The organism is Desulfonatronospira thiodismutans ASO3-1, assembly GCF_000174435.1.
Lineage (GTDB): Bacteria > Desulfobacterota > Desulfovibrionia > Desulfovibrionales > Desulfonatronovibrionaceae > Desulfonatronospira > Desulfonatronospira thiodismutans.
This window is the reverse complement of sequence record NZ_ACJN02000001.1, coordinates 586,571-606,222: the sequence shown is the minus strand read 5'-3', so window position 1 is coordinate 606,222 and position 19,652 is coordinate 586,571. Positions and strand designations below refer to the sequence as shown.

Genomic DNA, 19,652 nt, shown 5'->3' with positions numbered 1-19,652 from the left:
CAGGTATCTTTACCAGATAAATGATTTCCCTGCAAGAATATTGATAGGGGGGCTGAATGGTATCACGAGTAATTCTAAACGCCAAGCAGATGCAGAAAACTCTGGAGAGGCTTGCTTCCCAGGTGTGGGAACAGACAGCCGACACTGAAACCCCGGCGCTCATTGGAATTCAGCGCAGGGGAGTGGATCTGGCCGCAAGGATGCAGAAAATGCTTGAAGAAAAGACCGGACAGGAAATAAGACTGGGCAAGTTAGATATAAATCTTTACCGGGATGACTGGACAAAAATGACTTCAACCCCGGTAATAAACAGTACAAAAATACCTTTTTCCGTGGACGGAAAAACCCTGATACTAGTGGACGATGTGCTGTACACTGGACGGACCATTAGAAGCGCTCTGGATGCCCTTCTGGATTTCGGACGTCCCGGGTGCATCAAGCTTCTGGTGCTCATTGACCGCGGCCACCGGGAATTGCCCATCCATGCGGACTTTGTGGGCAAAAAAGTGAACACCTCCAGAAAGGAACAAGTGGATGTTGTGCTTCGGGAAAGAGACGGCGATGACAGAGTGATGCTGCAGGAGGCTGAAAATGAATTAGAGTGAAGCGCAATGATTTGAAAAAAATCTGGTTGCCAGGAAGGGCATTTCCAGCTTTTTGCCCTTCCTGGTTCCATGATTTCTTTGCAGATGTTTTGTAAAGCGACTTAATCCCGGTGGTCCAGAATCCTGGGGCATACTTTTTCCACATCCGGCACACCGGTGAGAAGCATGGCCTGGATAAGTTCCTGCGTGTACTTGTTTAAAACGAAAGACACCCCTTCCTTTCCTCCTCCAAACGCTCCGGTGATAAGCGGCCTTCCTACAAGTACGGCATCCGCGCCCAGGGCCAGAAGCTTTATTACATCCGATCCCGAACGTACACCGCCGTCAGCAATAATCGTCATGCGTCCTCTGACCATTTCGGATATTTCCGGCAGAACTTCTGCGGCCCCAGGGGTATGATCCAGGACCCTTCCCCCGTGATTGGAGACCACTATGGTTGAAACCCCTGCTTCCAGAGCGTCCAGGGCATCGTCAATGGTCATGATTCCCTTGAGTACAAAGGGAAGATCAGTAGACTGAACCAGTTCTTTTATTTCGTGCTTGTCCTTGGGTCCCACTGCCTGGCCCTTGAGGGCCATGGTCACTAAGCCTGCTCCGTCAATATCCACTCCGACAGCCATGGCCCCGGCCTCTTCAGCGCTTCTGATACGTTTTACTATCTCTTCCTGGGCCCTGGGCTTGATGATGGGTATGCCCTGCCCCTGGTTGTTTTTTATGGCCTGGACTCCGCTGTCGAACATGGCCGGGTCTGCTCCGTCCCCGGAAAAGCCGATGCTTCCGGAATCAATGCTTCCGGAAATTATATGATCGATAAACTCCTGTTCGGTGATCTGTCCGCCCATATTGTAAGTGGTTCCGGTCATGGGAGCGGCCATAATGGGAGTCTTGAAATCCCTGCCCCACAGCCTGATGCCTGTGTCCGGTTTTTTTACTCCGTGTACCGCGCGCATTCTCAGCCGGTAGCGGGCCAGTGCTTTAAGATTTACCTTGAACGCTTCGCCTGTGCCCATTCCGCCCATTCCGGGCACTTCACCGGCACACATGCGGCCGTCGCACACCGGGCAGACCCGGCAGTATCCCTTCAGTTTTTCCTTGGCCTCTTTGGTGATGTCATTCCAGTTCATAAAGCCTTCCTTAAATCAGTTTTTTGTTCTGCAGGACTTCCTTGAGTCTGGCCTGGTTTTTTTCCTGCATGGGTACCAGGGGCAGCCTTAGTTCCAGCTCGATTTTTTTCATGAGGGCCAGGGAAGTCTTTACGGGTATGGGATTTGTCTCGAAAAACATGGCCCGGCAAAGGGGAGCCATTTCAAGGTGCAGCTTTTTGGCTTTTTCCTGATCGTTGTCCATATATGCCTTGCACAGAGAGTGCATCATATTGGGGACGATGTTGGAACTGACAGATATTACTCCATGTCCACCCACAGCCATAAGGGGCAGCACGATGGAATCCTCCCCGGAAAGAACAGTAAAATCCGGCCCGCATTCCTCGATAACTGAAGAGACCTGGGTCAGATTGCCGGTGGCTTCTTTGATACCCACGGCTTCAGGTACTTCCCTGAAAATCCTGGCCACGGTATCCGGCAGTACGTTCAGGCCGGTCCTGCCAGGTACGTTGTAGATAAAAAACGGTATGGGTACTTCCCTGGCTATGGTCTTGAAATGCGCCAGAAGACCGTCAGGAGTGGGTTTGTTGTAATAGGGAGTGATGAGCAGGGCCGCATCAGCACCTGCTTCCTTGGCATACCTGGTAAGATCAACGGCTTCGCTGGTGCAGTTGGAGCCTGCGCCGGCTATTACAGGCACCCTCCCCTTGACCTGGTCCACGCATACGCTGATGGTACGCTTGTGCTCTTCATGGGAGAGAGTAGCGGACTCTCCGGTGGTGCCGCAAGGGACTACACCATCTATACCCTGCTCCAGCTGCCACTCGATGAGATTGCGATAAGCCTCTTCATCCAGCTGATTGTTTTTAAATGGAGTTACCAGGGCAGTATAAGCGCCACGGAACTGCATACATCCTCCTTTGTTTGACATGATTTTTATATTTCAGGACTTGAATGATTTTTTTAGCACTACAGCGAAACTTATTTATTGACCTCCGGGGACTGTCCCCAATAGAGATACCATGCTGTATTTTATAAGTTTCTCTGTAGTGTTAGTCCCCTGGGATTTTCAAACCGAAGGTGTCCAGGAAGAGCATCCCCTGGTAAATGAAATCTGCCTTTCCGGTCAGAAAAACACCTTGTTCTTGCAGGTCAATATTCAGGTGTTCTTTGCCCGACGTAACCACCTGAACAGAATTTGCACACAGACCCAGGGCTGAGGCAACGACGACCGAGGCGGCAGCACCGGTCCCGCAGGCAAAAGTTTCATCCTCCACCCCCCTTTCATAAGTGCGCAGATAAATGTGTCCCCTGTCCTTGACCTGAATAAAGTTAACATTGGTACCTGCAGGTGCAAAGTCCGGATGCATGCGGACCATCCTGCCAAGCCCGGACACATTCACCTTGTGCACATCATCGCATATGATCACGGCATGCGGCACCCCTGTATTCACCGAATGTAAATTGACCGGGCTGCTTTCCTCAAAGTTTAAAATACTGTGCAGCTGCAGGTTCTCAGCCGGAGTCAACTGCACCCTGACCTTACCCTTGTCTTTGACCTGGGCCCGTACGGCTCCCGCATCAGTTCCGAAAACCTGCTCCCTGCCGGCCAGGCCCAGCCTGTGCGCCAGTCTGGCTGCGCAACGGGAGCCGTTGCCGCACATTTCAGCCCGGGAACCGTCGGCGTTGAAAAAATGCCAGTCAAAATCGTGCCCCTGGGTGCGGGGATTATCCAGAAATATCATCCCGTCCGCACCTATGCCGAATCCCCGGGGGCACAGGGTCTCTGCCCACCGGGACATCAGTTCTCCGGGGAGATTAAGGGAGGTATTGTCCCACAGGATAAAGTCGTTTCCGCTGCCCTGCATTTTAAAAAACTGCTGCATATTCGAGGATAAAGGTTTCATGAAAATCTCATTTCAAGCAAGGTTATAATAAATTGTGTACGCCCTGTCATGCACATGGCGTGGATGTTTGACAAGATTGTTTTTTCATGTCCACCGGACAGACAGGAAGGTTTGAAAAAACCTGCTTTACAGGTACAGCCCATCATGGTGAACACTAAAAACAACAGGAAAGTTCAGGAGAAAAGAGACGGGTATTTTCTGTGAAGACCTCAAGTATTCAAATACTCCTTTAGTTCTTTTCCGGCCCTGAAAAACGGCAGTCTTTTGGGACTGACATTGACTGGTTTTCCGGTCTTGGGATTTCTGCCCTGATACCCATCATACTCTTTGATTTTAAAACTTCCAAACCCTCTTATTTCCACCCTGTCGCCGTTTTGAAGGGCTTCCTTCATGGAATCGAAAAAAATGGTCACAATTTCCGTAGCTTCCTCTAAAGAAAGATCCCTTTCTTCAGCCAGACGCTTGATCAGTTCACTTTTGTTCATGGCTTGGCTCCTGTTTTATAATTCAAAGGACCTATATTAATCATGAATGCAAATGAAAATATATGCTTACATTGAAAGTAAAATCAAGAGATTTTTATCGTGTCAGACGTGCCTGACTCAAGTAACCGGTTCTCCCATGCGCAGGGGAGGAACCGAAGCAATACTCTCCATGGCATCAGAACGTAGCTGGGTCAGCTTCTCGGCCACGTTCATGATATCCCTGGATGCCCTGGACCGCGGAGAAAGCTTGAAAAAAGGAGTCTGCTTGCGCACAGAGTCGAGTACAGCCGGGTCATTCTGTACTTGACCCAGATACCCTACTTCAAGCTGCAAAAACTTGGCGCAGGCGGCTCTAATTCTTTCAAATCCCAGCCTGGCCTCTTTTTCAGAATCCACCATATTCACCAGGATATGAAAATCATCGATTTTCTGCCTTGTGTGCAGAACCTTTATCAGGGCGTAGCCGTCGGTAAGGGAAGTGGGCTCTGGAGTAATTATAACCACCTGTTTGTGGGTCATCTGGCAAAAAGCCCGGACCGTCCTGCTGATGCCTGCACCCACGTCCAGGAGCAGGAAATTGTATTTGTAAAGCAGGTTTTCCATGCGCTGGATAATCTGCATCTGCTGGTCCTCGTCCAGATCCAGGATGTCCGTTACTCCGGAAGCTGCTGGAATCAGTCCCAGGCCGTTGTCTTCCAGACTGTAAACAATATCTTCGGCCCTGGCTTCTTTGTCTAATATATCGTTAAGGTTTTTTTCAGGAGAAATGCCCAGCATAACATCCAGGTTGGCCAGGCCCAGATCGCAGTCCACCAGCAGGGTGTTCTGAGCAGTCTGAAAAAGAGCATATGCCAGATTCAGGGAAAGATTAGTCTTGCCCACCCCGCCCTTACCGCTGACGATGGACAGACTGAGAGTCCTGTTTTGATGTTTCATTTCCTAAACCTTTACTTGAATTTTTAACAGCCAGATCTGCACAATCTGATCTGCACAGCAACTATGCAGGTATCCACGTTATCCCAGCAAAAAATTCTTTTCAGCCTTTTGTACCAGGGCTTCTTCGTTGACTGCATCCTGGAATATCTCGGCGCTGATCGAATCCTTACCATGCTCTTTGACCTTGTACAGCTGCCTGTCCACTTCTGAAATCAGCCTTTCAGCCGTGATTTCGGTTTTCCCTCTGTATGTAGCAGCACCAATGGAAACGGTATAGCTCACCTTGTGCCTGCTGTGAGGGCATTCAACCTGCCTGCTGCGGATACTGTCCATGATGCGCCAGAACAAGGGCTCGGATTTATATCTGCCTGTTCCGGGCAGAATCAGGGCAAACTCCTCTCCGCCAATGCGTGCGGCATAATCAGCAGCCCGTATTTCCTGCTGAATAATACCGCCCAGATCCTGTAGAACCCTGTCTCCGCAAGGATGTCCGCAGGTATCGTTTATTTTCTTGAAATCATCAATATCCATCATGGCCAGGGTCAGGGGCAGCTTGAACCTGAAGGCCCTTTCCACTTCCCTGTCCAGTATCCGCTGAAAAAAACCCCGATTGTACAATCCTGTCAATGCATCCCTGTCCCTGGCCCGGGTGAGATTTTCGATGTTTTTCTGCATCTCCATGAGGGCGGGGAACTTTTCCTGGTCCAGGGCCAGGGTGAGCCATGCGGGGTCTACCCTGGATTTAAGCTTTAGTTCCTCTAAATCTTCCTGGTCAAGATCGTCGAGCAATCGAACCAGAGCGATCCTTCCCCTGGTTTCCCCGGGGTTGTGGTTTCCACCCTGTTTACGCAGGAGGTTTTCCAGTTCCAGCAGTTCCTGCACGAGTTTTTCCTGGTCCTGCTTACTCTTGAAAGTGGGGTTATCCATGTCTGTACAGGAGATAGTTGCGGATCAAGGTGTCGATGTTTCCGTCCAGGACGCTGTCCACATCATAGATCTCGGTGTTGTTCCTGTGATCCTTTACCAGCCGGTAAGAATGAAGAGTATAGGTGCGGATCTGGCTTCCCCAGGCAATGCTGTCCTTGGCTGCATACTTTTCCTGCCTTTCGTCTTCAAGCTTTTTCATTTCTTCATCGTAAAGCTTGGCCTTCAGGATTTTCAGGGCGGCATCCCGGTTGCGCCTCTGAGATCTTTCGCTCTGGCACTGGACAACGATTCCAGTCGGCATGTGGGTTATCCGGATGGCGGAGCTTGTCTTGTTTACATGCTGCCCGCCCGGACCGCTGGCTTTGAAGACATCCACCCGCATATCCTCTTCCTTGACTTCGATATTGATATCGTCGGAGACCTGCGGATACACGTCCACTGAAGCAAAGGAGGTGTGCCTGCGCCCGGAGGCATCGAAGGGAGAAATGCGGATCAGGCGGTGTATGCCTCTTTCGCTCTTGAGAAGGCCGTATGCATACTCTCCTGTAACCTGCAGCGTCACGCTTTTGACGCCTGCTTCGTCTCCGGGCAGGTAGTCCAGGTAATCCAGCTTAAAGCCTTTGCTTTCAGCCCACCTGGTATACATGCGCAGAAGCATCTCCACCCAGTCCTGGGCTTCAGTGCCTCCGGCTCCAGGATGAATGGAGACAATAGCGGGGTTATTATCGTCCTTGCCGCTTAACAGGGCTTCCAGTTCAACCTTTTCAAGCTGCCTGCTGAGGGTCTCAAGGCTGTCCTCCAGGGCCTGCAGGACTTCACCGGACTGGTCATTGTCAGCGAACTCCAGCCATTCCCTTACCTCTTCCTGTAAGCTGTGCAACTGTTCGTACTTGCTGACGCTTTCTTCCAGGCCGCTTTTCTCCTTGAGTATGGGAGTCAATTTTTCAGGACTGTCCCATGCCCCGGGCCGGGACAGTTCATGCTCGATCTCCTCCAGTCGCTGCTTCTGGGATTCAAGGTCAAAGCCGCCCCCAGAAAGATGAAAAACGTTGAAGCACCTGATCTGAACGGGCTTTTATATCGGATAACTGCTGAATCATGATTTACTTATTGATGTAAGATTTTTCAGAAAAAGTCCTCTTTGCCGGCACAACCAGACACAGGGCCAGTCCAGCAAGGCTGATGCCGGCCAAAATCCAGTTTATATGCCAGTGCCAGACATGGTAGAAAGTTTTATCATCCAGAAGTTTTACCTGGCCTGACAGGGTCGCCTCCTGAAAAAGCGGGGTACTTTCATATACTCTGCCGGAAGGATCAATAAAAGCTGAAATACCGGTATTTGTGGATCTGACCACATAACGACCCTGCTCCACGGCCCTTAAGACACTCAGGTGCAGGTGCTGTCTGGGGGCTGAAGTATCGCCGAACCAGGCATCATTGGATATGTTTATCAATACGTTTGCACCCTGCTGCACCCTGTCCCTGACAAGCCCCGGGAATATTATTTCGTAGCAGATGAGCATGCCCAAGGCAAGCTCTTCATTTTCCATGGGAGCAGTAGCTTTGCCCGGAGAAAAATCCATGGGCCCGGCCACCAGGCGATCCAGGAAAAAAAGGTAGCTGGACCAGGGGATATATTCTCCGAAAGGGACTAAGCGTTCCTTGTCGTAGTGATCTTGTATCAGCCCCCTTCCGGATATCCAGAAGGCCCTGTTGTGCAGCTTGTAATTTATACCGTCCTCCTGCATTTCATAAGCAGGGGCACCGGTGATAAGATCAATGCCCTTTTCCTGGGCGAGATTCATGACCATGAAGCTCATGCGGCTCTGTTCCTGCAGGTAAAAAGGCATGGCGGTTTCCGGCCAGACCACCAGATCAGCATTTATCTCATCAAGAGACTGAATGGTCAGGTCCTTATACTTTTCCACAGTTTTCATCTGGATCTCTTCTTCCCACTTAATATCCTGGTCCAGGTTACCCTGAACAATCAGGATATCTTTGGCCGGGCCGTCATATTCTTTTTGCTGCAGAAAAAAACCGTATCCCAGCACAGGAAAAAGCAGGGCCAGTGCCGCCAGTACAGGGATTGTCCTGCCCTGATAAATCCAGATGCCTGCGCAGGCAAGGAGCATTGCCAGTCCGTAGCTTCCAACTATGGAAACAGCCTGGATGGATTCCGGCCAGATACTGAAGGCCTGGGCAGCAATAAGCCAGGGGAACCCGGTAAAGACATACTCCCTGGCAAATTCCAGAAAGGCCCAGACAGCTCCGCCGAAAACACCGAGAGCAATCCATGAGAAACGCCTGCTCATAATATGTACCACAAATACATAGAGACTGCTGAAAAGCCCAAGGACAAACCCCAGCAGAAGGGGGAAGAACAGGGCCAGCACCAGGGGAAAGTGCCCGTAGACATGCACCGGGACCACTATCCAGTAAAGGGTCACTGCGTAGGCCGGACCTGAAACAAGAAGCCCCCGCCTGAAAGCTTCACCTTTACTGCGGGTGTTGAAGGCAATATAGTTAAGCCCCAGGAAAAAAAGAAAAATCAGGAAGGGTACCTGCAGCAGGGGGTTGGGAAAAGCCAGAAAAAGCCCGGCAAGACACATGAAAAACTGGGCCCAGAAAGAGCCCTGCCTGAAAATTTCCGGGAGTCTCATGGATCCAGACGCCTTATTGTCAGCCACTGTATGTTTTTGGTATTGGCTTCCTGCACTACATAAGAGAAAAATTCATCGGAAAATTCCTCGCCCTTCACGGGGACTTTGCCGGCCAGATGGCTTATGTAGCCTCCGATAGTCTCCACCTGCTCTGTGGGAATTTTTATTCCAATATCTGCCAGTTCGTCCAGGGAGGTGCGTCCGGCAACATAGTAGGTTCCGTCATCCATGGTCTGCACTTCCTGTGGGCGTGGCGGATCGTATTCGTCTTCGATCTCTCCTACTATCTCCTCGAGTACGTCTTCCAGGGTAACGATACCAGAAGTGCCGCCGTATTCATCCAGTACAACACCGAGGTGTATCTTCTGATTCTGGAAATCCATGAGGATCTGCCTGACATTTTTGGTTTCCGGCATAAAATGAGGTTCGCGCATCAGAGAATTAACGGAAACGTCTTTGTTTTCAAAAAAATGCTGCAGCAGATCCTTGGCATGAATCAAACCCACGATATGGTCCTTGTTCTCCCGGTATACAGGCAGCCTGGAATGCCCGGACTGCAATATGGACTCCGCCACATCCTTCAGGGTGTCGTTTTCTTCGGCGCATACCAGGTCCGTTCTGGGGACCATGATTTCCACGGCCTGCTTTTCATGAAGGCGCAGTATATTAAGAAGCATGCGCACTTCTTCATTTTTTATCTCCCCTTCTTCGCTGGCCTCCCGGATGACTTCTTCCAGCGGGGCATCACAACGCGTACCGAACATTCTGCGGATCATGTTCCACAGCTTACTTTCTGAGGCCTCTTCCAAGTCATTCCTCCCTGGATAAAATTCTGTTCATATGCAGACTTTTTTTCAACCTGTCAATCAGGGACTCCTTTTTCACGGTAAAACTGCAGGTGTTTCTGCACCACCCAGTTGACCACGTCCTCCACTCCCTCTTCAGGGTCCACCTTTTCCCATCTGACTATGTCGCCGGTGTCAGGATCAAGACGGGCAGAATATTCATACTGCATGCCCAGAATATAGTATCCATGCTGGTCGGTAAAATAATTCCTTATCCTGCCCACTAAGTAATAATTGTGTACCTCGCTGTCCTGGTCAGGTTTGTCCCGGAGCTGAAGGAAAATTATCAGGTTTGGATTTGCTTTTATAAAATCCTCCATGGATCCAAGGAGGCTTTTTGCTATTTTAATCCTGATCCCTCCACCCGACAGGTCTGCAAGCCTCAACACCGGCTTGCTTTCAGCCGGAATGTATTGTGCCAGAGGTTCCGCCTTTGAAGAGATATCCCGGGGCAGGGAACCGTCACTGTTGTACAGAACCTGCCAGACCCTCATGGACTTGACGTAGGCCAGAGGAGGGTCCAGGCGCAGGTGCACCCTTTTTTGCTCCATGTTCAGCACACCGGGTACAGCAAGTTGAAGCACTGGCTCGCTGTTTATTACAGGGAAGCCGGTTATGCTGGATTCAAACTTATAATAAACCCTTTTTTGCCTGTCTATACGAACAGAGAAAAAAACAATCACACTCCTGTTCAGCCAGCTCTTTTTAAGCTTTATGTGCTGCGGAGGTTCTATAACCAGCTTGTCCCCGGAAAGGTCCTGAATGAGACAGGACAAATGCTGTCCGCGGGTCCTGAAATAAAGCTCCAGACGGCTGTTCTGGGCCCAGGCTTTATCCAGAATTTCATGTATTTTTTCAGGGGAGGATACTGTGAAGGGATTGGATTCCTGGGACTCTGTCGAGGAGCCAAGCCTGGAGTAGGCCAGATACCCCAGAATAAAAAAAAGCACGATTCCCAGCACGATTCCCAGCACCATAAAACCGGTGCCGAGCATGGGAGTGTCATGAAACCCCTCGGATATCTGGGGCCAGAACTGCGCAAAATATATGTGCGCGCTGAATAATGCCTGGTACAGGGTGAACAAAGCACTACCTTTCAGGGGTTAGGGATAGATTCAAGTGCTTGCAGCCGGCAGCATTCAATCTTTTTCCACAATAGACTGCCTTTTTCCAGGAAATACTTCAATGGTCCTTATCTTGTTGTGGATCTTTCTTACCCATTTTAAGATAAATCTGCAATGCAGAAAGTGTTGCAGGAGTTATGCCGGAAATACGGCCTGCCTGACCCAGTGTTTCAGGGCGGATGGCAGACAGTTTTTCCACCGCCTCCCTGGATAGACCGGACACCCGGGTGTAGTCCAGGTCACGGGGCAGCCCGGTATCCTCCAGATGCCTGATACGTTCGGCCATTTCCCGCTGGCGGCTGATATAACCTTCAAACTTTATATCTGTCTGTACCCGCTCCAGAATAGCATCTTCGTAATCATCCAACCCGGACCAGAGGGGCTTTAGCTCCCTGATACTGATACTTGGCTGCTTCAGGATATCAGCCAGGGAGGCCGATCTTTTGGGAGGATGGGCTCCGATCTGTTCCAGAATTTTGACGGTGGATTGATCCGGACGGATAACCATCGACCGCAAAGCCTCCTTGAGGCTTTGCATCTGCTGCTGCCTGGCCGTGAAAATTTTCCAGTACGCATCGTCCACCAAGCCCAGCTCCCTGCCCAGGGGTGTAAGTCTTTCATCCGCATTGTCCTCTCTTAAAAGCAGCCTGTACTCCGCCCTGGAGGTAAACATGCGGTAGGGCTCGCTGGTACCCCTGGTTATCAGGTCATCCACAAGTACGGCCATGTATGCCTGGTCCCTTTTGAGAATGAAATCCGTGCCGTGACTGCGGGCATAAATATTCAACGCTGCCCATAGTCCCTGGGCTGCAGCCTCTTCATACCCTGAGGTGCCGTTTATCTGTCCTGCAGAGTAAAGCCCCTGCACCGCCCTGGTCTCGAGGTGCGGCGTCAGCTGTGTTGGATGAATATAGTCGTATTCAATGGCGTAGCCTGGGCGGACAATAATGGCTTTTTCCAGGCCGGGAATGGTCTGAAGCATCTTTTTCTGCACATCCAGGGGAAGACTTGTGGAAATACCGTTGGGATAAACTTCATGGCTGTCCAGACCCTCGGGCTCCACAAAGATCTGGTGACGCTCTTTTTCTGGAAACCTGGCCACCTTGTCCTCTATGGAGGGACAATACCTGGCTCCGGTGCCGTGAATTAGGCCCTGGTACATGGGAGAACGGTCCAGGCCGGCGTTTATGCACTCATGGGTGCTGCTGCTGGTATAGGTGATATGGCAGGGAATCTGCCTGAGGGTTCTGGGGGCCCCCCGGAAACTGAACCTGGGAGGAGGATCGTCTCCGTGCTGCTCCTGCATGACGGAAAAATCAATGCTTTCCTTCAACAGCCTGGGGACTGTGCCGGTTTTAAGCCGTCCAAGATCCAGGCCGAGTTTGCGCAGGCTGTGGGAAAGACCGGCGGATGCCGGATCACCCAGTCTCCCGCCGGAACTGCTCCTAAGCCCCACATGGATCTGGCCCTGCAGAAATGTTCCCGTGGTGAGCAGAACAGCCGGTGCATAAAAATCTTCACCAAAGGCGGTGCGCACTCCACGGATACGGCCGCTGGTTACCAGCAGGTCCTCGGCAAAAGCCTCCATGATATACAGGTGATCAAGAGAGAACAGGGTGCTTTGCGCACTGAAGAGATACCTGCTGCGATCCATCTGGGCCCGGGTGGCCTGCACGGCAGGTCCTTTACGGGTGTTGAGCCGCCTGAATTGAATACCCGATTCATCGGCCCACAGCCCCATGATTCCTCCAAGGGCGTCAATCTCCTTGACCATGTGACCCTTGGCCAGGCCTCCGATGGCTGGATTGCAGGAAAGGTGTCCGATACGGTCTATGTTGTTGGTCAGAACAAGGGTTGCAAGGCCAAGCTTTGAAGCGGCATGAGCGGCTTCACAGCCTGCATGCCCGGCCCCGACAATAATCAGGTCGAAAATCTCGGGGAGTTCTTTTATCATTCCTGGCGGTTGATGGCTGAATGTGTCATCCTGGGTTTTGATATAATTGCAGCCAGTAGTTCAGCCCGTTTCATCATTTATAGCCATGAGGGCCATGACCTGGGCATCCTTCAGGGTGCTGGCGATGCTGGAACGTTCGTTGGGCTGGTGCGCCGTGCCTGTAAGGGTGGCCCATACCACGGCACTGTATCCCCTGTGCCGGAGAAAAGCAGCCACGGTGCCCCCGCCCACTCCCCGGGGCTCTGGCTTTACCTGGTAAACTTTCTCGATACCGCGGGCAAGCCTTTGGACAACTTCACTGGCAGGGTCGGTATGCGGGGCTGCCTGCTGCTGATAAACAACCTCGTAATCAATATGCACCCCGTATTTCTTCTCTATATCCGAGCCCAGGTTCCTGGCTTCGTTGATTACGTCCTGGATTGAGTATTCAGCCAGTATGCGGCAGTCCAGATAAAAGACATCCAGTCCCGGGATGGTATTGATGTTGGGCACGTTGGCTTCTTTTTTGGTAGGACAGAAAGTGGAGCCTGCCGGACTGAAAAGATCGTTCCGGCCGGGAAAAATTTCATGCAGTCTTTCCAGCTGGAGTATGAAGGCAGCAGAAGCTGCAAGAGAATTTATCCCTTTTTCCGGGGTCGAGGCATGGCATTGTCTGCCCTTAACAGATACCTTGAGCCAGAGCATGCTTTTTTCAGCCACTTCCATCATGGTGGAATCGCTGGTGCCGAAGTCAGGAACCAGGAAAAGATCATCTTTTTCAAAAAGATCTTTTCGATTATCCAGCACATAAGGCAGGCCGTAGTCATTCCCGGTTTCCTCGTCGGCCACGAAAAGAAGACCCAGATTTATATCCGGCTTTACACCCTGCTCCATAAAAGCCCTGGCCGCAAGTACAGATGATACTATGCTCTGGTGGTTGTCCTCCACTCCCCGGCCAATGAGCGTATCTACATCTACTTCCAGGGAGTAGGGATCGCTTTTCCATAGAGACAGATCCCCCGGCGGGACGATATCCAGGTGACTGATGATCCACAGAGTTCTGCCTGCATCCCGGCCACGGATCCAGGCAGCCAGATTGGGCCTGTACCCGCATTCCACCCGCTGATCCGGTGCATTGATTTCAATTATTTCCTCAAATCCGCAGGCACGCAGATACTTGTGCACAAAATCAGCTTTTTCCTTTTCGCCTCGGCCTTCATTGGACGGCCCGAGAGCAGGAATGGAAACTAAGCTGGACTGCAACTGCACCACTTCATCCGCTTGTTTATCCAGATATTGTATAATTTGTTGCATGACCTGACTTCAAAGGATGGTGTATACGCCGGAAATCTTGCCCGGCGTATGCACAAGTAATTGTTATCTCTTTTTGGCGGCGCGCTTGGAAGCCTTGATGGGGTTGATCTTGACCTGGCCGCTTTTGTCAAAGGTGGCCTGCACATGGGTGGCGAAATTGCAGGCATTGTGTTCCCACTTCATGGCCGGTTCAGGGTAGCTTTTGCAGTAAGTCTGCCCCCCGAATTCATGAATGCGGTCGCAGCCGTTGCATTTTTCCACTATGGGATAGCACTGTCCCTCTTTGTAAGAACAGCCCCTGGCTGTCATAAAAGTGCACTCCACACCTTTTTTTATGGTATCGCACTGCATACTGAAAAAACCTCCATGACCGCAATTAATTGCGCAAATTAGAATCAAATAAGAAAAATGGCCACGTCCTTCAGACATGGCCATTATGTTAAACATGTACACATCCTGGAATCAGCAGGAAGAGCAGGAAGAGGAACACCCTCCGGCACTGGCCTGCAGACTGGATTTTATAACAAAACCGCCTTCTGTCATGTCCAGTTGAATTGGAGCTACAGTTTGCATGAGATTTTTGTCCACCAGGAATTGAAAGCCCTTCAGATCATATACATTGTCGTTGTCTTTTTGCTCGTCCAGAGCAAGTGCAAGCCTTGGACCGCCTCAACCGGCAGCCAGATACACCCTGATAGGGGCTTTTTCCTGGGTCTCAAAAAACTTGTCCAATTGCATTTTGGCAGTATCGCTTAACTCAAACATAATATACAAATCCCTCCTTGTTTTGTAAAAAGACAAATATAGCCTTTTTGACTTTTGAAGTCAACCATCTTCGTGGCCTCCTTCCAGGAATTTAATTAAGACTATTCTGGTATGTTGTCAAAAAACTTTTTTTGTATCTGTTTAGCGCTTTGCATGTGGCATGGGGACTGGCTCTTCCGGGACCCACTTGTCCCAAAAAATGAGATGTTTTAAGCACAAAATGATGCTCAAGTGGGTCCCGGAGTGCCTGTCCCCTGCTTTCCTTAAAAGCGCTAAACAGATACCTTTTTTTAAAACTCCCCTGGCTGGCATGTTTGACACCCGGAGGTTATTTTTTTACTGGAAGCAAAAAATATGGGAGAGTATTATGATTTTGATCAACGAGCACTACAACAAATTGACCGCTTCTTATCTTTTTGCCGACATCGCAAAACGCGTACAGAAATTCCAGGATGAAAACCCGGACAAATCCATAATAAAGCTGGGCATAGGAGATGTCACTCTGCCCCTTCCCGCAGCATGTGTTCAGGCCATGCACAGGGCATTGGACGAGATGGCTGAACCCGGGTCTTTCAGAGGTTACGGACCGGAGCAGGGCTACGATTTTCTACGGGAAAAGATCGCCAGGCATGATTTCCAGGAACGCGGGGCGGAAATTGCTCCAGACGAAATTTTTATCAGCGACGGGGCCAAGTGCGACACCGGAAACATTCAGGAAATATTCAGCACAGACACCAGGGTCGCAGTGCCGGACCCTGTTTACCCCGTATATGTGGACACCAACGTTATGGCCGGCAGGACCGGGGAAATGCAGGATGGCCGTTATCAGGGGCTCATATACCTGGAATGCACCCCGGAAAACAGCTTCATCCCTGACCTGCCCCGGGAACAGGCGGACCTGATATATCTGTGCTACCCCAACAATCCCACCGGCGCAGGCATCTCAAAGCAGGAGCTGCAGAAATGGGTGGACTACGCCCGGGACAACAAAGCCCTGATCCTTTTTGACGCAGCTTACGAGGCCTTTATCCGTGATGAGGCCATGCCCCGCAGTATTTTTGAAATCCCCGGGGCCAGAGAAGTGGCCATTGAATTCAGAAGTTTTTCCAAGACCGCGGGCTTCACCGGAACCAGGTGTGCATATACTGTTGTTCCCAGAGACTGCCGGGCCTATGACAGCCAGGGCCGAAAAACCATGGTCCATCCCCTGTGGAACAGGAGGCACAATACCAAGTTCAACGGGGTGGCCTACCCTGTTCAGCGCGCTGCAGAGGCGGTCTACAGTCCGGAAGGGCAGGCCCAGGTAAAAAACAATATCGACTATTACCTGAGTAATGCCGGCATTATCCTCAAGGCCATGCAGGACTTGGGATACAAATGCACCGGAGGGAAAAACTCTCCTTATATCTGGATCCAGAGCGGCTCGGATTCCTGGAGTCTGTTTGATGCTCTTCTGAACAAGGCCGGCGTGGTGTGCACGCCGGGAACGGGTTTCGGCCCTTGCGGCCAGGGTTTTATTCGTATCAGCGCCTTTAACACACAGGAGAATGTTCAGGAAGCCATGCACAGGATCAGCAAGACCCTGTCATAATGCTTAAAGCAATGGACTGAAGATCTTGACCACTCCCTCGGTCATCCTTTTGTATACTGGTCGTCTTGACCACCATGCCCGTCCGACTTTAAAAGAATTTTTTTTGTAGCCCTCAACCAGCAGACTCAGTTCGTAGCTGAACTGTTGGTCAAAGACTATGCTCACCAGTTCCATATTGAGGTAGAAAGAGCGAATATCGAAGTTGGCCGAGCCCACGATGGCCAGGGAGTGATCCATGGCGATGATTTTTGCATGCAGCATCCCGTCCCGGAAAAGATGGACATTGCCCCCGTTATTCAGGACAATCCCGCAGTAATAGGCACTGGCCTGGTCCACAAGGAGGTGGTCACTTCTGTCGGGAATGATTATGTCTACTTCAACCCCCCGGGCCGAAGCCAGCCTCAAAGCCGTAATCAGGCCTTCATTGGGAATAAAGTAAGGCGACACCACCGAGACACTTAGCTGGGCCGAGTTGATGGCCTGGATAAGCAGGTCCTGAAACCCGTAGGTGGGCCTGTCCGGACCTGTGGGCACAACCTGTACCGCGGCCATGCCCTCGCTGGTGGACGGCGGATAAACATCCGGATCATCCAGTATCTCCTGGGTCTCGTAAAACCAGTCCTCTACAAAAACCGACTGCAGCTGCCTGACTGTAGGCCCCTGCACCCGGGTCATGACATCATGCCATTGTCCGGCCTTTTTGTGGCCGAACTCGGGGTCGACTATATTCTGGGACCCCGTATACCCTACTTTACCGTCAATGACAGCCAGCTTGCGGTGATTGCGGATGTCCAGCCTGGCCAGGCGCATTCTAAGGGGATTGGCAGGAAGAGCATTTTGTACCTGCACTCCCTGTTCCTGCATCCACCTGCCCAGACCGGAAAACATACCCGCGGATCCCACGGCATCCGCCAGAACCCTGCAGGTAACCCCCCTGCCGGCTGCCTCCCCCAAAGCCCGGGCCACTTTACGACCTGTAAAATCGTCTCTGAATATGTAGAAAAGCAGGTGCACATGGTTTCTGGCCTGAAGAATATCTGCGCTCAGGGAGTCGATGAACTCTTCGGTATCGACAATGAGCTTCATGCGGTTGCTTCCAAGAAGCGGCAGCCCCCCGTGCTTTTCAGCCAGGTGGACCAGGGCCTGGTGATCAGGGTTGACCTGACACCCTTCAAAATTGGGTGTGGTCAGGTAACTGGAATTGGTCAGGTGAAAATTTTTGTGTTTTTTAATGCGGCGCGACAGCCTTGGACGGCTGAGTCCGTGCTCTTCAAGAAGCAGATAAAGGATTAGCCCCGGCCAGGGCATTAAAAAAATCACTGCCAGCCAGGCCAGGCAGGTGGAGGGATTTTCCTGGCGCATTCCGATTACCGGAATCATCCCCAGTCGGATAACCCAGCCTCCAAGACTCCAGATCATGGATTCCGCCAGCATCACTGGACCTCACTCGGATCAAGGTTTGTCTTTCCCTGTGTTTGCGCGCGGGCAGGCAGGGTTATATATCGATCAACAGCTAAAAAAAAACCATCCCGGGGACTCCCGGGATGGTTTTGGCAAACTATGGAAAATCCCTTTTAGAAGCGGGATTCTCTTTTGGGCTTGGCAACGTTGACCTTGATGCTGCGTCCCCCGTAATCTTTGCCGTTAAGTGCTTCAATGGCTTCATCGGCACCGTTTTCCATCTCCACAAAACCAAAACCACGGGAACGGCCGGTCTCACGGTCTTCAATGATTTTGGCTGAACTTACTTCTCCAAATTCGGCAAAAGAATCGCGGAGTTGGGCCTCGGTTGTGCTCCAGGGCAGATTGCCCACGTACAGATTGGTCATAAAAAAAAGCTCCTGAAAAAAATAAAATAAATAATCATCAGCCCCAGGCTGCACCTTTTCAGCCTGACAACATAGACCAATGATCAACGCAAGAAACCTTGTAGACCCTATGCGCGAGATATGCAAGCTTTTTTTTGCATTTTTTTATTTTTTTGAGTTAACAATATCAAGACGTTAACTTGTCCAGCCGGTTTTTTTGCCTTGTCATCAACTGCAGCATGTTTTAGGCTGAATTATAAGCAGAGTTCTTCAAGGCGGTTGTCAACAGCATTCGTGCTTTTCTGAAGCAATAGATTAACCGCATGTACACCAGGTGGTAACACATTTATGCTCTTCTCCAGCAGTTCAACCACAAAGATTATGGCCCATGTTCCAGATTCGGGCCGGGGAGAAAACTATGTCTGATAAAAAACCCGGGCGGGATTTCCTGAAGGATTCCCTGAGAAAAGAGACAGATTTTTCACAGACTGACCAAAACAGGGGCGTGCCCGCCCCACCCCTTCAGAAACCCTATGACCCCTCTCTTTACAGGTTGTCCTTGAGTTCGGAAAAAGAGTGGAAAAGTTACATAAAAGATTTAAGCCTGGACAGAATAATCGCCAATCGCAAAAGCAGGAGAAAGTACTCCGACGAACCGCTGCAGATTCAGGAACTCTCCTTTCTTTTGTGGGCAACTCAGGGCATTCGCAAACAAAACAGTGATTTTACAGCCCTGAGGAATGTCCCTTCAGCCGGAGCCAGGCACAGTTTTGAAACCTATATTTTCGCCCGCAATGTTCAGGGACTTGATCCGGCTCTTTACCGTTTTTTGCCCCTGGAAAACGAGCTGGTACTCTTGAAAAGCATACCCGGTATGACGGCAGACCTGTCTCGGGCGGCTTTCGGCCAGAAGTTCGTGGGTCTGGGGGCTGCAACCTTTGTATGGTCGTGCATACCCTACCGCATGGAATGGAGGTACGGCCCCACTGCCTACAGGGTGATTCTTATGGATGCCGGGCATGTATGCCAGAACCTGTACCTGGCATGCGAGGCCATAGGAGCGGCCACCTGTGCTGTGGCCGCATATGACCAGGAAGCCATGGATGAACTGGTGGGCCTGAATGGACAGGATGAATTCGCGGTCTATGTGGCACCGGTGGGCAAGGCACTGACAATTCCAGACCTGATCTGAATCCAGACTGCGCTCAAAAAGTTATTACTTCGTATCCTCTGTCCTGGTAGCCTGCCATGCCCGGATGTCCGGACATGTCATCCAGCAGCGCCAGGCTCTGATCCCTGGCGTCCTCCAGGGTGCCCATTTTGTGGGAACATGCCCTGCAGACTCCATAAACCAGGTTTTTGTCTTTAACCTTTGACCACAGATCACTTAGAGGGTGCTCGTCCCTGACAAGTTCGGGGATAAGTTTTGTTGCCGCTCCTTCCACCACTATTCCTGCTTCGTGTCCTTTTTCCTTCATATTCAGGGCATTGAGAAGGACATGAATAAAACACATGGGATCACCGTTGAACACGAAAAGGGCTGTTTTTCTCATAAAAGCTCCTGGTTGTGCAGCGCCCGGCGGTAACCATTCAGGGGGGCCTCGGTGGTTATTACTGGCACGAGGTCTGGCACCCCCTCAATGGTTACG

General features: G+C 51.0%; 20 protein-coding genes. 3 read left to right on the top strand and 17 right to left on the bottom strand.

Annotation, left to right across the window (positions count from 1 at the left end; genetic code table 11):
• The first annotated feature begins 56 nt into the window (after positions 1-56).
• On the top strand, positions 57-605 hold the full coding sequence (gene pyrR, locus DTHIO_RS02825) for a bifunctional pyr operon transcriptional regulator/uracil phosphoribosyltransferase PyrR (RefSeq protein ID WP_008868842.1): 549 nt from the start codon (positions 57-59) through the stop codon (positions 603-605).
• Between the two features lie 101 nt (positions 606-706).
• Here the strand turns inward: pyrR and DTHIO_RS02820 are convergent, their stop codons facing one another.
• The 14 genes from DTHIO_RS02820 to DTHIO_RS22230 form a co-directional block, all read right to left on the bottom strand.
• Entirely contained in the window at positions 707-1,729 is a 1,023-nt protein-coding gene (locus DTHIO_RS02820) for an alpha-hydroxy-acid oxidizing protein (protein WP_008868841.1), read from the bottom strand.
• 10 nt (positions 1,730-1,739) lie between these two features.
• Positions 1,740-2,618, bottom strand: a complete 879-nt coding sequence (dapA, locus tag DTHIO_RS02815; RefSeq protein WP_008868840.1) for a 4-hydroxy-tetrahydrodipicolinate synthase — start codon at positions 2,616-2,618, stop codon at positions 1,740-1,742.
• 142 nt (positions 2,619-2,760) lie between these two features.
• On the bottom strand, positions 2,761-3,615 hold the full coding sequence (dapF, locus tag DTHIO_RS02810) for a diaminopimelate epimerase (protein WP_008868839.1): 855 nt from the start codon (positions 3,613-3,615) through the stop codon (positions 2,761-2,763).
• Positions 3,616-3,824: 209 nt separating this feature from the next.
• Positions 3,825-4,100, bottom strand: a complete 276-nt coding sequence (locus tag DTHIO_RS02805) for an HU family DNA-binding protein (protein ID WP_008868838.1) — start codon at positions 4,098-4,100, stop codon at positions 3,825-3,827.
• 117 nt (positions 4,101-4,217) lie between these two features.
• Positions 4,218-5,036 carry a MinD/ParA family protein gene (locus tag DTHIO_RS02800; protein ID WP_008868837.1) on the bottom strand — a complete coding sequence of 273 codons (819 nt, stop codon included), beginning with the start codon at positions 5,034-5,036 and terminating at the stop codon, positions 4,218-4,220.
• A gap of 78 nt (positions 5,037-5,114) precedes the next feature.
• Positions 5,115-5,963 carry a GGDEF domain-containing protein gene (locus DTHIO_RS02795; RefSeq protein ID WP_008868836.1) on the bottom strand — a complete coding sequence of 283 codons (849 nt, stop codon included), beginning with the start codon at positions 5,961-5,963 and terminating at the stop codon, positions 5,115-5,117.
• Positions 5,956-7,060, bottom strand: a protein-coding gene (gene prfB / locus DTHIO_RS02790) for a peptide chain release factor 2 (RefSeq protein WP_144311463.1) whose coding sequence is annotated in 2 segments (ribosomal slippage) — positions 5,956-6,984 and positions 6,986-7,060 — 1,104 coding nt in all. Because the reading frame shifts where the segments join, the coding sequence is not laid out codon by codon here. Before prfB ends, DTHIO_RS02795 begins: the two co-directional genes overlap by 8 nt.
• A gap of 6 nt (positions 7,061-7,066) precedes the next feature.
• Positions 7,067-8,623, bottom strand: a complete 1,557-nt coding sequence (gene lnt, locus DTHIO_RS02785) for an apolipoprotein N-acyltransferase (RefSeq protein WP_008868834.1) — start codon at positions 8,621-8,623, stop codon at positions 7,067-7,069.
• Positions 8,620-9,432, bottom strand: a complete 813-nt coding sequence (locus DTHIO_RS02780; protein WP_008868833.1) for a hemolysin family protein — start codon at positions 9,430-9,432, stop codon at positions 8,620-8,622. Before DTHIO_RS02780 ends, lnt begins: the two co-directional genes overlap by 4 nt.
• A gap of 53 nt (positions 9,433-9,485) precedes the next feature.
• Entirely contained in the window at positions 9,486-10,553 is a 1,068-nt protein-coding gene (locus tag DTHIO_RS02775; protein ID WP_008868832.1) for a PilZ domain-containing protein, read from the bottom strand.
• 97 nt (positions 10,554-10,650) lie between these two features.
• Positions 10,651-12,546 carry a tRNA uridine-5-carboxymethylaminomethyl(34) synthesis enzyme MnmG gene (gene mnmG / locus DTHIO_RS02770; protein ID WP_008868831.1) on the bottom strand — a complete coding sequence of 632 codons (1,896 nt, stop codon included), beginning with the start codon at positions 12,544-12,546 and terminating at the stop codon, positions 10,651-10,653.
• Positions 12,547-12,606: 60 nt separating this feature from the next.
• Positions 12,607-13,839 (bottom strand): M20 family metallo-hydrolase, encoded by a 1,233-nt coding sequence (locus DTHIO_RS02765; protein ID WP_008868830.1) that lies wholly within the window; start codon positions 13,837-13,839, stop codon positions 12,607-12,609.
• Between the two features lie 63 nt (positions 13,840-13,902).
• Positions 13,903-14,190, bottom strand: a complete 288-nt coding sequence (locus tag DTHIO_RS02760; RefSeq protein ID WP_008868829.1) for a PxxKW family cysteine-rich protein — start codon at positions 14,188-14,190, stop codon at positions 13,903-13,905.
• Positions 14,191-14,301: 111 nt separating this feature from the next.
• The gene (locus DTHIO_RS22230; protein ID WP_008868828.1) at positions 14,302-14,604 is read right to left on the bottom strand and encodes an IscA/HesB family protein; all 303 of its coding nucleotides are present in this window, start codon (positions 14,602-14,604) and stop codon (positions 14,302-14,304) included.
• Positions 14,605-14,971: 367 nt separating this feature from the next.
• Between DTHIO_RS22230 and DTHIO_RS02750 the strand changes: the two genes are divergently transcribed.
• A complete protein-coding gene (locus DTHIO_RS02750) occupies positions 14,972-16,195 on the top strand; it encodes an LL-diaminopimelate aminotransferase (protein ID WP_008868827.1) in 1,224 nt (407 codons plus the stop codon).
• A gap of 3 nt (positions 16,196-16,198) precedes the next feature.
• On the opposite strand, the gene cls is transcribed toward DTHIO_RS02750, so the two are convergent.
• Both cls and rbp read right to left on the bottom strand, forming a co-directional pair.
• Complete coding sequence (gene cls / locus DTHIO_RS02745) at positions 16,199-17,629, bottom strand: cardiolipin synthase (RefSeq protein WP_008868826.1); 1,431 nt, start codon at positions 17,627-17,629, stop codon at positions 16,199-16,201.
• Positions 17,630-17,769: 140 nt separating this feature from the next.
• Positions 17,770-18,024: an RNA-binding regulator gene (rbp, locus tag DTHIO_RS02740; RefSeq protein WP_008868825.1), complete on the bottom strand. Its 255-nt coding sequence runs from the start codon at positions 18,022-18,024 to the stop codon at positions 17,770-17,772.
• Positions 18,025-18,421: 397 nt separating this feature from the next.
• Between rbp and DTHIO_RS02735 the strand changes: the two genes are divergently transcribed.
• Positions 18,422-19,195 carry a SagB/ThcOx family dehydrogenase gene (locus tag DTHIO_RS02735; protein WP_008868824.1) on the top strand — a complete coding sequence of 258 codons (774 nt, stop codon included), beginning with the start codon at positions 18,422-18,424 and terminating at the stop codon, positions 19,193-19,195.
• 13 nt (positions 19,196-19,208) lie between these two features.
• Here DTHIO_RS02735 and DTHIO_RS02730 read toward each other — a convergent pair whose 3' ends face one another.
• Positions 19,209-19,556: a DsrE family protein gene (locus tag DTHIO_RS02730; RefSeq protein ID WP_008868823.1), complete on the bottom strand. Its 348-nt coding sequence runs from the start codon at positions 19,554-19,556 to the stop codon at positions 19,209-19,211.
• Positions 19,557-19,652: the final 96 nt, after the last annotated feature.